10 protein-coding genes and 5 tRNA genes are annotated in these 12842 nt (G+C 71.0%); 3 read left to right on the plus strand and 12 right to left on the minus strand.

All coding sequences use genetic code 11. The features are described 5' to 3' along the window. Nucleotides 1-77: 77 nt before the first annotated feature. From ACFZA0_RS21280 to leuC, 3 genes are all read right to left on the minus strand, one after another. On the minus strand, nucleotides 78-308 hold the full coding sequence (locus tag ACFZA0_RS21280; protein ID WP_391019133.1) for a hypothetical protein: 231 nt from the start codon (nucleotides 306-308) through the stop codon (nucleotides 78-80). Nucleotides 309-569: 261 nt separating this feature from the next. After that, entirely contained in the window at nucleotides 570-1163 is a 594-nt protein-coding gene (leuD, locus tag ACFZA0_RS21285; protein ID WP_391019136.1) for a 3-isopropylmalate dehydratase small subunit, read from the minus strand. A gap of 6 nt (nucleotides 1164-1169) precedes the next feature. Continuing rightward, nucleotides 1170-2594 (minus strand): 3-isopropylmalate dehydratase large subunit, encoded by a 1425-nt coding sequence (leuC, locus tag ACFZA0_RS21290; RefSeq protein WP_391019139.1) that lies wholly within the window; start codon nucleotides 2592-2594, stop codon nucleotides 1170-1172. A gap of 184 nt (nucleotides 2595-2778) precedes the next feature. On the opposite strand from leuC, the gene ndgR reads away from it, so the two are divergent. Continuing rightward, entirely contained in the window at nucleotides 2779-3495 is a 717-nt protein-coding gene (gene ndgR / locus ACFZA0_RS21295) for an IclR family transcriptional regulator NdgR (RefSeq protein ID WP_391019141.1), read from the plus strand. Between the two features lie 161 nt (nucleotides 3496-3656). Here ndgR and ACFZA0_RS21300 read toward each other — a convergent pair. From ACFZA0_RS21300 to ACFZA0_RS21340, 9 genes are all read right to left on the minus strand, one after another. Next, nucleotides 3657-3729 (minus strand) — tRNA-Glu (locus tag ACFZA0_RS21300). 43 nt (nucleotides 3730-3772) lie between these two features. Beyond that, nucleotides 3773-3844 (minus strand) — tRNA-Gln (locus tag ACFZA0_RS21305). Between the two features lie 17 nt (nucleotides 3845-3861). After that, nucleotides 3862-3937 (minus strand) — tRNA-Glu (locus ACFZA0_RS21310). 62 nt (nucleotides 3938-3999) lie between these two features. Then, nucleotides 4000-4072: transfer RNA gene (locus tag ACFZA0_RS21315), tRNA-Glu, on the minus strand. A gap of 40 nt (nucleotides 4073-4112) precedes the next feature. Further along, nucleotides 4113-4184, minus strand: a tRNA-Gln gene (locus ACFZA0_RS21320). Between the two features lie 103 nt (nucleotides 4185-4287). Next, a complete protein-coding gene (locus ACFZA0_RS21325) occupies nucleotides 4288-5016 on the minus strand; it encodes an HAD-IA family hydrolase (RefSeq protein WP_391019144.1) in 729 nt (242 codons plus the stop codon). Nucleotides 5017-5128: 112 nt separating this feature from the next. After that, the gene (gene gltX, locus ACFZA0_RS21330; protein WP_391019147.1) at nucleotides 5129-6616 is read right to left on the minus strand and encodes a glutamate--tRNA ligase; all 1488 of its coding nucleotides are present in this window, start codon (nucleotides 6614-6616) and stop codon (nucleotides 5129-5131) included. Next, nucleotides 6600-7376 (minus strand): fumarylacetoacetate hydrolase family protein, encoded by a 777-nt coding sequence (locus tag ACFZA0_RS21335; protein ID WP_391019149.1) that lies wholly within the window; start codon nucleotides 7374-7376, stop codon nucleotides 6600-6602. Before ACFZA0_RS21335 ends, gltX begins: the two co-directional genes overlap by 17 nt. Before the next feature lie 198 nt (nucleotides 7377-7574). Then, nucleotides 7575-7763 carry a hypothetical protein gene (locus ACFZA0_RS21340; RefSeq protein ID WP_391019153.1) on the minus strand — a complete coding sequence of 63 codons (189 nt, stop codon included), beginning with the start codon at nucleotides 7761-7763 and terminating at the stop codon, nucleotides 7575-7577. Between the two features lie 610 nt (nucleotides 7764-8373). Here ACFZA0_RS21340 and ACFZA0_RS21345 point away from each other — a divergent pair. Together ACFZA0_RS21345 and ACFZA0_RS21350 are read left to right on the plus strand one after the other, a co-directional pair. After that, a complete protein-coding gene (locus tag ACFZA0_RS21345) occupies nucleotides 8374-12408 on the plus strand; it encodes a nitrate- and nitrite sensing domain-containing protein (RefSeq protein WP_391019156.1) in 4035 nt (1344 codons plus the stop codon). Between the two features lie 9 nt (nucleotides 12409-12417). Further along, nucleotides 12418-12831 carry a roadblock/LC7 domain-containing protein gene (locus ACFZA0_RS21350; RefSeq protein WP_037654657.1) on the plus strand — a complete coding sequence of 138 codons (414 nt, stop codon included), beginning with the start codon at nucleotides 12418-12420 and terminating at the stop codon, nucleotides 12829-12831. Nucleotides 12832-12842: the final 11 nt, after the last annotated feature.

Genomic DNA, 12842 nt, shown 5'->3' on the forward strand with positions numbered 1-12842 from the left:
GATACATACCGCAAATCAAACACGAAACGGGCGAATCACCCTTGTGCCGCAACGGACTCGGCCGCCCCGGAGTTGTTTCAGCGTTCCTCTTCGGGGATTCGTCCCGCGTCGAGGTCCGCCGTGAACCGCTCCAGGCGCCTTGCCGCACCGGTGAGATCGTGTTTGGCCGCGGCCGTGATGACCAGCAGCTTCCGGGTCAGCGCCATCCGTACGCCCTCCGGGACTTGCAGTGCGCGCACCTTTGCATGCGCTTCCTTCAGTTGGTCCGCGACCGCCGCATAGAGCTGGAGTTGGCCGTCGTGTCCCATGCACAGATTGTGCCATCTGGGGCGAGTTGTCGCCCGCCCAGGGGGCAACTGCCGCCGTACAAGGCCCTTTCGGGGGCCGCGGCGGCCGAACACGTGTTAGCGCGCACTCCCCTCAACTCGCCTTCCATAGAGGGGAGTTGAGAGCACCCGGCAGACCCCGCAGGGCCGTTCGGGTACAGAAACAGCCGTACCCCCGATCGGGGCGATCGGGGGTACGGCGGGGGTGTCGCGGTGGCCGGAACTCGACCTTGACGCCCGGGATCAGACCGGCAGCGTCCGCGGCTTGTACGAGGGACGCTTGGCCTCGTACGTCGCGATGTCCTCTTCGTTGCTCAGGGTGATGGAGATGTCGTCCAGCCCGTTCAGCAGCCGCCAGCGGGAGTTCTCGTCCAGCTCGAAGGCGGCGGTGACTCCCTCGGCACGGATCTCGCGCGCCTCCAGGTCGACGGTGATCTCGGCGGTGGGGTCGCTCTCCGTGAGCTTCCACAGCGCGTCCACGACCGACTGGTCCGCCACCACCGTGAGCAGGCCGTTCTTCAGCGAGTTGCCGCGGAAGATGTCGGCGAAGCGGGGCGAGATCACGGTCTTGAAGCCGTAGTTCTGCAGCGCCCACACCGCGTGCTCGCGGGACGAACCGGTGCCGAAGTCGGGACCGGCGACCAGCACCGTCGCGCCGTCGCGCTCGGGGCGGTTGAGGATGAACTCCGGGTCCTTGCGCCAGGCCTCGAACAGCCCGTCCTCGAACCCGTCCCGCGTGACCTTCTTGAGCCAGTGGGCGGGGATGATCTGGTCGGTGTCGACGTTGCTGCGGCGCAGCGGAACGGCCCGGCCGGTGTGCTTGACGAATGCTTCCATGACTTCTCAGACTCCAGCGGGCGCGGGGGCTTCGGACAGGTCGGACGGGGAGGAGAGGCGCCCCGTCACCGCGGTCGCGGCCGCTACCTGCGGCGAGACCAGGTGGGTGCGGCCGCCCTTGCCCTGCCGTCCCTCGAAGTTGCGGTTCGAGGTGGACGCCGAGCGCTCACCGGGCGAGAGCTGGTCGGGGTTCATGCCCAGACACATCGAGCAGCCCGCGTACCGCCATTCGGCACCGGCCTCCTTGAAGACCACGTCCAGGCCCTCGGAGACGGCCTGGAGGCCGACCCGCGCGGAGCCGGGGACGACCAGCATCCGTACGCCGTCGGCGACTTTGCGGTCCTTGAGGATGCCGGCCGCCGCCCGCAGGTCCTCGATGCGGCCGTTGGTGCACGAACCTACGAAGACGGTGTCGACCTTGATCTCGCGCAGCGGCTGTCCGGCGCTCAACCCCATGTATTCCAGGGCCTTTTCGGCGGCGACGCGCTCCGAAGCGTCTTCGTACGAAGCCGGGTCGGGGACGGTGGCCGAAAGCGGCGCGCCCTGACCGGGGTTGGTGCCCCAGGTGACGAACGGCGAGAGCTCGGCGGCGTCGATGACGACCTCGGCGTCGAACACCGCGTCGTCGTCCGTGCGCAGCGTCTTCCAGTACGCGACGGCCGCGTCCCAGTCGGCGCCCTGCGGGGCGTGCGCGCGGCCTTCGAGGTACGCGAACGTCGTCTCGTCCGGGGCGATCATGCCCGCGCGGGCGCCGGCCTCGATCGACATGTTGCAGATGGTCATCCGGGCCTCCATCGAGAGCTGCTCGATGGCGCTGCCGCGGTACTCCAGGATGTAGCCCTGGCCGCCGCCGGTGCCGATGCGCGCGATGATCGCGAGGATCAGGTCCTTGGCGGTGACGCCGTCGGGCAGGTCGCCGTCGACGGTGATGGCCATGGTCTTCGGGCGGGCCATCGGCAGCGTCTGGGTGGCCAGCACGTGCTCCACCTGGGACGTGCCGATGCCGAACGCCAGCGCGCCGAACGCGCCGTGCGTCGAGGTGTGGGAGTCGCCGCACACCACCGTCGTGCCGGGCTGCGTCAGACCGAGCTGCGGGCCCACCACGTGCACGACACCCTGCTCGACGTCACCGAGCGGGTGCAGCCGTACGCCGAAGTCCGCGCAGTTCTTGCGCAGCGTCTCCAACTGGGCGCGGGAGACCGGGTCCGCGATCGGCTTGTCGATGTCGAGGGTGGGGGTGTTGTGGTCCTCGGTGGCGATGGTGAGGTCCAGGCGCCGCACGGCGCGGCCGTTCTGGCGCAGTCCGTCGAAGGCCTGCGGGCTGGTCACCTCGTGCAGCAGGTGCAGATCGATGAAAAGGAGGTCGGGCTCGCCCTCGGCGCGCCGGACGACATGGTCGTCCCAGACCTTCTCCGCGAGTGTCCTACCCATCGCTTTCCCTCCGGCCGGCGAAACAGAGCCGGCCCAACTAGAGATCCTGCGGAAGCGGCGCCCGCACCCCCTCGTCCAGGCGTCGCCGCGGGTCCGATGACCCGCGAACCGCTGGCTTCAAGAGTGGCGCGTTCCACGGGAAATTGAACTTGCGTTTCACAGAGTGAGACGCGAGTATCGTTTCATGGACAACAGTAGCGGCGTCGGCGTTCTGGACAAGGCGGCCCTCGTCCTGAGCGCTCTGGAGTCCGGTCCGGCCACCCTCGCGGGTCTGGTCGGGGCCACCGGACTCGCACGGCCCACGGCTCACCGCCTGGCCGTGGCTCTGGAACACCACCGCATGGTGGCGCGCGACATGCAGGGCCGCTTCATTCTCGGACCGCGGCTGTCCGAACTGGCCGCGGCCGCGGGCGAGGACCGGCTGCTCGCCACGGCGGGCCCGGTGCTCACGCACCTGCGGGACCTCACCGGCGAGAGCGCCCAGCTCTACCGGCGCCAGGGCGACATGCGCATCTGCGTGGCCGCCGCCGAGCGCCTGTCGGGCCTGCGGGACACCGTGCCCGTGGGGTCGACGCTGACGATGAAGGCGGGGTCGTCCGCGCAGATCCTGATGGCCTGGGAGGAGCCCGAGCGGCTCCACCGGGGCCTCCAGGGCGCGCGGTTCACGGCGACGGCGCTGTCCGGAGTGCGGCGCCGCGGCTGGGCCCAGTCGATCGGCGAGCGCGAGCCGGGCGTCGCCTCGGTGTCCGCGCCCGTGCGCGGCCCGTCCAACCGCGTGGTCGCCGCCGTCTCGGTCTCCGGTCCCATCGAGCGCCTGACCCGCCACCCGGGCCGGATGCACGCCCAGGCGGTCATCGACGCCGCCGGCCGCCTGTCCGAGGCGCTGCGCCGCACGGGCTGACACCCGCCGCCGGAGCGGGGCCGGTCCCGACGCCGCGGCCGCCCCGCCCGCTCCCCCGCCGCCGTACACGTCAACCGCCGTGTGCGGCGCGCTCGTTGGGGTCCGGCGACAGCAACGCCGAAGGGCCTCCACCGTGGTGGAGGCCCTTCGGTTCGTACGCGTACCCCCGACCGGATTCGAACCGGCGCTACCGCCTTGAGAGGGCGGCGTGCTAGGCCGCTACACAACGGGGGCGAGGATCCTGCGGGCGGTTGAAGTACATCGCCGCAGATCCGAGCTGGTCTACCTGGACTCGAACCAAGACTAACTGAACCAGAATCAGCCGTGCTGCCAATTACACCATAGACCAAAGTGGTTTAGACCAGTTGGTACCCCCGACCGGATTCGAACCGGCGCTACCGCCTTGAGAGGGCGGCGTGCTAGGCCGCTACACAACGGGGGCCCTAGCGATCCTGCGTCGTGGACAGCGGGTGCGACCCGAACTGTCCTCGCGGGAAGGATCTGTACCCCCGACCGGATTCGAACCGGCGCTACCGCCTTGAGAGGGCGGCGTGCTAGGCCGCTACACAACGGGGGCCTGCGGATGGTCGTCCGCGGTGCAGATGAAGCTCTGCGAGCTGGCCTACCTGGACTCGAACCAAGACTAACTGAACCAGAATCAGTCGTGCTGCCAATTACACCATAGGCCACTGGAACGCAAGCCCCGCAAGGAATGTTGCTGAGGGATCTTGTTCTAGTTGACGCTGTCGGTATCGGGGCCCAGGGCCCTTCTCCGGCGGCGCAGGAAGAACATTACCCGAAGGTGGACGGGGCTCCAAAACGGGTATCGGCGCCGAGGATCGCGGGCAGTTCGGCGAGCGAGCCGATGCGGTGCGGACCCCGGGGCGCGTCGGCTCCGGTGTACACACCGTCACGGCAGATCCACACGGAGAGCAGTCCGGCGTCCGCCGCGCCCCGCCCGTCGATCTCCGGGTGGTCCCCGACGTACGCCACCTCGTGGGGCGGCAGGTCCAGCGCCTCGCACGCCGCGAGGAAGGCCGCGGCCTGCGGCTTGGAGACGCCCAGCTCGGCCGCGCACAGCACGGCCTCGAAGCGGTCGAGGACACCGAGCACGCGCAGCTTGCGGTCCTGGACCCGGATGCTGGAGTTGGACAGCACCGCGTGCCGGTGACTGACGGCGAGGGCGTCCAGCGCCGGCAGGACGTCCGGGAACAGGGACCAGGCGGCCTCGTAGTGGACGAGGTAGCGGGCGTGCCAGTCCTCCGCCTGCGCGTCGGTGAGACCGCTGCCGACGAACTCCTTGACGCGGTCGCGGCGTTGGGTCTCGAAGTCGGTCTCACCGTTCGCGTGGCGCAGCCAGTGCGTGTCGGTGATCCGGCGCCAGCGGGCCAGTGACTCCTCGGGCGTCTCGGCACCCGTGAGGCCCTCGGCCTCCAGGTGCGCGCGCAGGCCGATCCGGTCGGCCGTGCCGTAGTCGAAGAGGGTGTCGTCTACGTCCCAGACCACGGCGCGGATGCTCATGGACCTGACAGTAACCCGCTGTGCGCCGCCTGTCACCGGGTGCTCGCGGAGCGCACGGCGAGGGGGCGGCACCGCGCCGGTGCCGCCCCCTCGTACTGCCGTCGCGCGCGGGTCAGGCCGCCAGGCGGGCCAGGGCCGCGTCGATGCGGGCCAGCGTCTTCTCCCTGCCCAGGATCTCCAGCGACTCGAAGAGCGGCAGGCCGACCGTGCGGCCGGTGACGGCGACGCGGACCGGGGCCTGCGCTTTGCCGAGCTTGAGGCCGTGCGCCTCGCCGGCGGCCAGGACGGCCTCCTTGAGCGACTCGGCGGAGGCCCAGTCGGCGGCGTCCAGCTTCTCGCGGGCGGTGCGCAGCAGGGCGTCGCTGCCGTCCTTCATGGCCTTGGTCCAGGAGGCCTCGTCGAACACCGGCTCCGCGAGGAACAGGAAGTCGACGTTGTCGGTGATCTCCGAGAGGACCTTGAGCCGGGTCTGCGCGTGCGGGGCGACGGCCTCCCACTTGGCCTCGTCGAAGTCCTCCGGCGCCCAGGGCGCGAAGGGGGCCCTCAGCCACGGGGCGCAGCGCTCGGTGAAGTCCTTCACGTCGAGCAGGCGGATGTGGTCGCCGTTGATCGACTCGCACTTCTTGAGGTCGAAGCGGGCCGGGTTGGGGTTGACGTCCGCGATGTCGAAGGCCGCCACCAACTCCTCGACGGAGAAGATGTCCTGGTCCGCGGAGAGCGACCAGCCCAGCAGGGACAGGTAGTTGAGCAGTCCCTCGGGCAGGAAGCCGCGCTCGCGGTAGAGGTTGAGCGAGGCCTGCGGGTCGCGCTTGGAGAGCTTCTTGTTGCCCTCGCCCATCACGTACGGCAGGTGGCCGAACTCCGGTACCCGCTGGGCGAGTCCGAGGTCGATGAGCGCCTTGTAGAGGGCGATCTGCCGCGGGGTGGAGGAGAGCAGGTCCTCGCCGCGCAGGACGTGGGTGATCTCCATCAGGGCGTCGTCGACCGGGTTGACGAGCGTGTAGAGCGGGGCGCCGTTGGCGCGCACGATGCCGTAGTCCGGGACGTTCTCGGGGAGGTAGGTGATCTCGCCGCGGACCAGGTCCGTGAAGGTGATCGGCTCGTCGGGCATGCGGAAACGGACGATGGGGCTGCGGCCCTCGGCCTCGTACGCGGCCTTCTGCTCGTCGCTCAGCTCGCGGCAGTGGCCGTCGTAGCCGGACGGCCTGCCGGCGGCGCGGGCGGCGTCACGGCGGGCGTCCAGCTCCTCGGTGGAGCAGTAGCAGTGGTAGGCGCGGCCGGCGTCGAGGAGCTTCGCCGCGCTGTCGCGGTAGATGTCCATGCGCTGCGACTGCCGGTAGGGCGCGTGGGGGCCGCCGACCTCGGGGCCCTCGTCCCAGTCGAAGCCCAACCACCGCATGGAGTCGAGGAGTTGGTTGTACGACTCCTCCGAGTCGCGGGCCGCGTCGGTGTCCTCGATGCGGAAGACCAGGGTGCCGCCGTGGTGGCGGGCGAACGCCCAGTTGAACAGGGCGGTGCGCACCAGGCCCACGTGGGGGTTGCCGGTGGGCGACGGGCAGAAACGTACGCGGACGGGGGATGCGCTAGCCACGCTTGACAACCTTGTTGGTGAGAGTGCCGATGCCTTCGATGGTGACGGCGACCTCGTCGCCGACGGTGAGCGGTCCGACGCCTGCCGGGGTGCCCGTGAGGATCACGTCGCCGGGGAGCAGCGTCATGGCCTCGGTGATGTTGGCGATCAGATCCTCGATCGGGTGGATCATCTCGCTGGTGCGGCCGAGCTGGCGCTGCTGACCGTTGACCGTCAACTGCACGGTGAGGTCGGCCGGGTCGAGGTCCGTCTCCACCCAGGGGCCCAGCGGGCAGGACGTGTCGAAGCCCTTGGCGCGCGCCCACTGCTTCTCGCGGCGCTGCACGTCGCGGGCGGTGACGTCGTTGGCGCAGGTGTAGCCGAGGATCACGTCCTTGACGCGGTCGCGGGGCACCTCGCGGCACATCCGGCCGATGACGACGGCGAGTTCGGCCTCGTGGTGCAGGTCCTCGGTGAAGGAGGGGTACTGGATCGCGTCGCCGTGGCCGATCACCGAGGTGGAGGGCTTGAAGAAGGCGAACGGCTGCTCGGGCACCTCGTTGCCGAGTTCCTTCGCGTGCTCCGCGTAGTTGCGGCCGAAGGCCACGACCTTGTTGGGGAGCACGGGGGGCAGCAGGCGGACCTTGCTCAGGGGCACCTTGGTGCCGGAGAGCTCGAAGTCCGCGAAGGGGATGCCCCTGATGATGTCGAGGACGAGCTCGTCCGGCCTGTCGCCCTCGACCGCGCCGAAGGCGACGTTCCCGTCGATGGAGAATCTGGCGATGCGCACGGGATCCTGGCGCCCCTTACCTGAGCTGGCTGGAGTATGACGCTCCAGGCTAACGCGGCAGCGGCGGGCGCCCCGCGCGGCGGCGACGCGTCGGGGCCGCGGCAAGTGGCGCGGCAGGTGCGCGGCGGGGGTTCCGCTTGCGGTCGCGGCCGCAAGCGGAACGCGGGGCGCCGGTCCGGCGCTACGGACCCGCGGTCGCTACTCGGCGACGGAGGCGGCGACCGGGACCTCGTTGAGGATCGTGCGGCGGGGGTTGGCGGTCTGCGCCGGGAGTTCGGTGGAGTGCTCCGGCTGTTCCAGCGCCCGGAGTTCACCGGCGTCGGCCAGGTGCGCCAGCGTGGTGCGACGGGGGTTGGCGAGGTTGTGGAACATCATCGTCGTCTTCACGGTTGTACTGACCCTGTCCTGTCCGGGCGCCGGGAGGGTCGGAAGTCCGCAGCGGCCTCCCGCCCGGGCGCGGGTTGTCGGATTTGCCATATCTGTAAAGCGCCAGGTTAAACGTGCAATTCCCGCGTGTGACGTGAAGAGATCCTGATCCGCGTGTGAGTTTGCTCACGACGGCCGTCACAAAAGCGCCATACCGGACCGACGGCCGGGGGTGACGAAAAGGGCATTGCACGCCTGAAGCAGCCATTCCGCTCCCGATCATGGCGACCGGGACAGGCTGCGAGGGTTACGAGATCGTCGGGATAGGTCCGGTATGCACCAGAACGATTTCAACATCTCGTGACACGTCCATCACGGGCAGTCACACAGGTCACAGCCTGGCCCATGGGCCTTGTTGGGAGATCCGGCACTGTGCTGGAATTCCACGGACCGCCGCAGGACGGATCCCGGCGCGCTGGGGGCGCGACACAGCGCCGCAAGGCGGCGGGAGGGGAAGCCAGCGCCGGTCACTCACGACCAACAGGGGGGCGCATTCAGGGCGCTCCCTACGACGCCGACACCGTCCTTCCGTTTACCCGGAGGGGCGCCTGGTCCAGAGGTTGCGACGCTAGTGCAGGGACGTTTCAAGAGGGATGGCAGCGCTTCGGCAGAGCCGGAGCCGCACGGCGGGACCGACCGCGGTTCCTCGCCCCAGCACGCCCAGAACCCGGAACCGGGAGAGGCGCAGTCCGGCGAGGGCGGTGAGCGCGCCGGCCGGTCCGGCACCTCGGCGACCCCCAAGCCGCCCGCCGCCCAGCCGGCCGCGCGGACCGCGGCGAACCCGCAGGGCCCCGGCTCCCGGGTCGCGCTGCGCAACTGGCGCATCTCCACGCGCCTGGTGTCGCTGCTCGCGCTCCCGGTGGTCGCGGCCACCTCGCTGGGCGCGCTGCGCATCAGCGACTCCATGGACGACATCCAGCAGCTCGACAACATGAAGCTGCTGACGGACATGACCAAGCAGGCCACCGAGCTGGCCGCCGCGCTCCAGGACGAGCGCGACAAGTCGGCCGGTCCGCTGTCGCACGGCGCCACGGCCACCGACTACACGGTCAAGCTGTACCGGACGAAGACCGACCGGGCCCGCGACAACTTCCTCAACGCGTCCGAGGAGGTCGACAGCGCCAGCAAGGACGGCAACCTCCAGGGCGTGCGCGACAGCCTCGTCGGCCTGGCCAGCGAGCTCAACGGACTCAACAAGATCCGTACCGCCGCGTACAGCTCGAAGGGCAACTCGACCCAGACCGTCGAGGGTTACCACCGGCTCATCACGGACCTGCTCGGCCTCTCCCAGGACATGGCCGAGGCGACCAGCAACCCCGAGATGATCCAGCGCACCCGCGCCCTGTCGGCGTTCTCGTCGGCCAAGGAGTACGCGTCCGTGCAGCGAGCGGTCATCGCCGCGGCGCTGCCCGACAACAACACGACGTTCGGCGACCTCTCGGACAACGACCGGCTGTACGCCGAGTCGGCCCTGGAGAGCCAGACCTCGGACCTCAACAGCTTCCGCAACATCTACGGCGACGGCGCCGAGGAGCTCATCAAGCCGATCGACGAGGGCAACCCGACGATCGAGGCCTCCGACGTCTACGCCAAGCGCGTGCTGGACCAGCAGAACGGTCTGAAGTCGCTGGACAAGCGCTCCTACCGCGACTGGCTGGACGACAGCACCACCAAGATCACCCAGATGAAGAACATCGAGCACACGCTGCTCGAGGAGATGGAACAGAAGGCCCGCGAGCTGCGCAGCGCCTCCGAGCGCGAGGCGATCATCTCCGGTGCGCTGGTCCTGCTCGTGCTCGGCGTCTCGCTCGTCGGCGCCTTCGTCGTGGCCCGGTCGATGATCCGCTCGCTGCGCCGCCTCCAGGAGACGGCCACCCGCGTCGCCCAGGACCGGCTGCCCGAACTGGTCGCCCAGCTCTCCGAGTCGGACCCGCAGGACGTCGACACCTCCGTCGAGTCGGTCGGTGTGCACTCCCGGGACGAGATCGGCCAGGTGGCCGCGGCCTTCGACGACGTGCACCGCGAGGCGGTCCGCCTCGCCGCCGAGCAGGCCCTGCTGCGGGGCAACGTCAACGCGATGTTCACCAACCTCTCGCGCCGCTCCCAGGGTCTGATCCAGCGCCAGCTCTCGCTCATCTCCGAACTGGAGTCCCGCGAGGCCGACCCGGACCAGCTCTCCTCGCTGTTCAAGCTCGACCACCTCGCGACCCGCATGCGCCGCAACGGTGAGAACCTGCTGGTCCTCGCCGGTGAGGAGCCCGGCCGCCGGTGGACCCGCCCGGTCCCGCTGGTCGACGTGCTGCGCGCCGCCGCGTCCGAGGTGGAGCAGTACGAGCGCATCGAGCTCGCCGCGGTGCCGACGACCCAGGTCGCCGGCCGCGTCGTCAACGACCTCGTCCACCTGCTCGCCGAGCTGCTGGAGAACGCCACGTCGTTCTCCTCCCCGCAGACCAAGGTCAAGGTCACCGGTCACGCACTGCCCGACGGGCGGGTGCTGATCGAGATCCACGACACCGGCATCGGCCTCTCCCCCGAGGACCTCGCCGCGATCAACGAGCGGCTCGCGTCACCGCCGACCGTGGACGTCTCCGTCTCCCGCCGCATGGGTCTGTTCGTGGTCGGCCGCCTGTCGCAGCGCCACGGCATCCGCATCCAGCTCCGCCCGTCCGACTCCGGCGGCACGACCGCGCTGGTCATGCTGCCGGTCGACGTCGCCCAGGGCGGCGCCAAGCCGGCTCCCGGCAAGGGCGCCGGCTCCGGCGGCCCCGCCGCGGCGCAGGCCGCCGCCGGTGCCGCCGCCGCCCGCCGCAACGCCCAGCAGGGCGCGGCCCTCGGCGCCGGCGCCTCCGCGCCGGGCGGTGCCGGACTGCTCGGCGCCGGTGCCCCGCCGCGCGGCCAGGTCGGTGCCGCTCCCGGTCCCCGGGCCGCGCTGCCCGGCCGTGACGGGGGCGGCCGTCCGGGTGCTCCCGGCGGTTCCTTCCCGCCCGGCCAGAACCCCCAGCAGGGCGGTCAGGCCCCGGACGTCTCCGCGTTCGGGCAGGCGCCGGGCGCCCCGCAGAACTTCGACGACGGCCAGGGCCGGCGCGACGCCTTCGGCAACGCCGGCGGCGGCGCGGGCGCCTTCGACGCGGCGCCGCAGGGCGGCCGCCGGTCGGGTCCGCCGCGTGCCCAGGACATGTTCGAACAGGGCGGACGCCAGCCGCAGTTGCCGCCGCGCGGCGGCCCCCGGGCGGAACTGCCCGGCGGCAACCCGCAGCCGCAGGCCGCGGACTGGGCGGTCGACAGCCGTCAGGGTCCGGCCGGACGCGACGCGCTGGACGTGCCGCGCGGTCACGAGGAGCCGGACGCCTCGCAGACGGCCCGCATGCCGCGCATCGACGACCGGCAGGGTCCGGGGTCGACCTCCGAGATACCGCGGATCGACGACCGCCAGGGCCCGGCCGCGACGGCCGAGTTCCAGCGTCCCGACTTCGACGGGCCGCGCCCCGGCGCGACTCCGCCGCAGAACCCGCAGTCGCAGGGCGGCGGTTACGTCCGCCAGGACGTCTTCGGCGGCAACGGACAGGGCGAACGCCCCTCGGGGCAGGGCCTGTTCAACCCGCAGCGCAACAACGACCGCGGTCCCGCGGCCAACCAGTACGGCAATCAGGGCCCGCAGCAGGGCCAGGGCCAGGGTCAGCAGTACGGCGACCAGGGCCAGTACCAGCAGCAGGGCCAGTACGCCGACCCGCTCGGCGGCGGCCAGTACCAGGACCGCAACGCGAACGGCGGCTACGCCGGGCGGGACGCGGCCTCCACCGGTCAGTTCCCCGCGGTGAGCACCGACCCGTCGTCCACCGGCCAGTTCCCGGCGGTGTCGAACCAGCCCGGAAACCAGGGCCAGTTCACCAACGGACGGCGCAACGACCAGGCGAATAACGGTCAGTTCGCCGGTCAGCAGGGCTACGACAGCCAGTCGACCGGCCAGCACGCGCTGCCGAACCGTCAGGACCCCTCCTCCACCGGGCAGTTCGAGCGCCCGCAGGTCGGCAACGGAAACGGCGGCACCAACGGCGGCGGCTACAACGGCCCGCGCGTCCCGGTCCCGCAGCAGCGCCAGCCCGCGCAGCGCGAGCCCGAGGCGCTGCCGCCGGCCGGTCCGGGCGACGGCCGCACCCCGCTGTTCGACACGCTGGAGACCAACTGGTTCCGCGGCGTGGCGGGCGCGGGCGGCGGCGACGGCCGGCCCACCGGTGCTCCGGCGCCGGCCCCGGCCACCACCACCCCCCAGCAGCCGCAGGCCTCACCCGAGGCCCAGCGGCCGGCCACCACCACGTGGCGCACCTCCCCCAACGACGAACTCGGCCGCCAGGCCGAGCGCGCACGGCAGCCTGCCGCGGGCGGCGTCACCACCTCGGGCCTGCCCCGCCGGGTCCCCCGGGCCAACCTCGTGCCCGGGGCCGCACAGCAGCAGCCGCAACCGACCGGACCCCAGGTCTCCCGAGCGCCCGACGACGTGCGCGGACGGCTGACCAATCTGCGTCGGGGTATCGCACAGGGCCGCAGTGCGGGCCCGTCCAGCCAGACGGGCAGCTTCAGCAGCCCCACTCACCAGCAGGAGCGTTAGTTGAGTCCGATGAGCCAGGCGGCACAGAACCTGAACTGGTTGATCACCAACTTCGTGGACAACACGCCAGGTGTGTCCCACACCGTCGTGGTGTCCGCGGACGGTCTCCTTCTGGCCATGTCCGAAGGGTTTCCGCGGGACCGCGCCGATCAGCTCGCGGCCGTCGCGTCCGGTCTGACCTCGTTGACGGCCGGGGCCTCCCGGATCTTCGAGGGCGGCACCGTGGCGCAGACGGTCGTGGAGATGGAGCGCGGCTTCCTCTTCCTCATGTCCATCTCGGACGGCTCGTCGCTGGCCGTGCTCGCACACCCCGAGTGCGACATCGGCCTCGTCGGCTACGAGATGGCCCTCCTCGTCGACCGTGCCGGAGCGGTGCTCACGCCCGATCTTCGTGCCGAGCTCCAAGGCAGTCTGCTCCACTGACCGGCTCAGGT

The sequence above is a fragment of the Streptomyces sp. NPDC008150 genome (genome assembly GCF_042956945.1).
Classification (GTDB): Bacteria; Actinomycetota; Actinomycetes; order Streptomycetales; family Streptomycetaceae; genus Streptomyces.

Bases quoted from the DNA above. Each gene is read 5' to 3' on its own strand.
- ACFZA0_RS21280 (WP_391019133.1), bottom strand. From the start codon at position 308: ATGGGACACGACGGCCAACTCCAGCTCTATGCGGCGGTCGCGGACCAA.
- leuC (WP_391019139.1), bottom strand. From the start codon at position 2,594: ATGGGTAGGACACTCGCGGAGAAGGTCTGGGACGACCATGTCGTCCGG.
- leuD (WP_391019136.1), bottom strand. From the start codon at position 1,163: ATGGAAGCATTCGTCAAGCACACCGGCCGGGCCGTTCCGCTGCGCCGC.
- ACFZA0_RS21325 (WP_391019144.1), bottom strand. From the start codon at position 5,016: ATGAGCATCCGCGCCGTGGTCTGGGACGTAGACGACACCCTCTTCGAC.
- ACFZA0_RS21350 (WP_037654657.1), top strand. From the start codon at position 12,418: ATGAGCCAGGCGGCACAGAACCTGAACTGGTTGATCACCAACTTCGTG.
- ndgR (WP_391019141.1), top strand. From the start codon at position 2,779: ATGGACAACAGTAGCGGCGTCGGCGTTCTGGACAAGGCGGCCCTCGTC.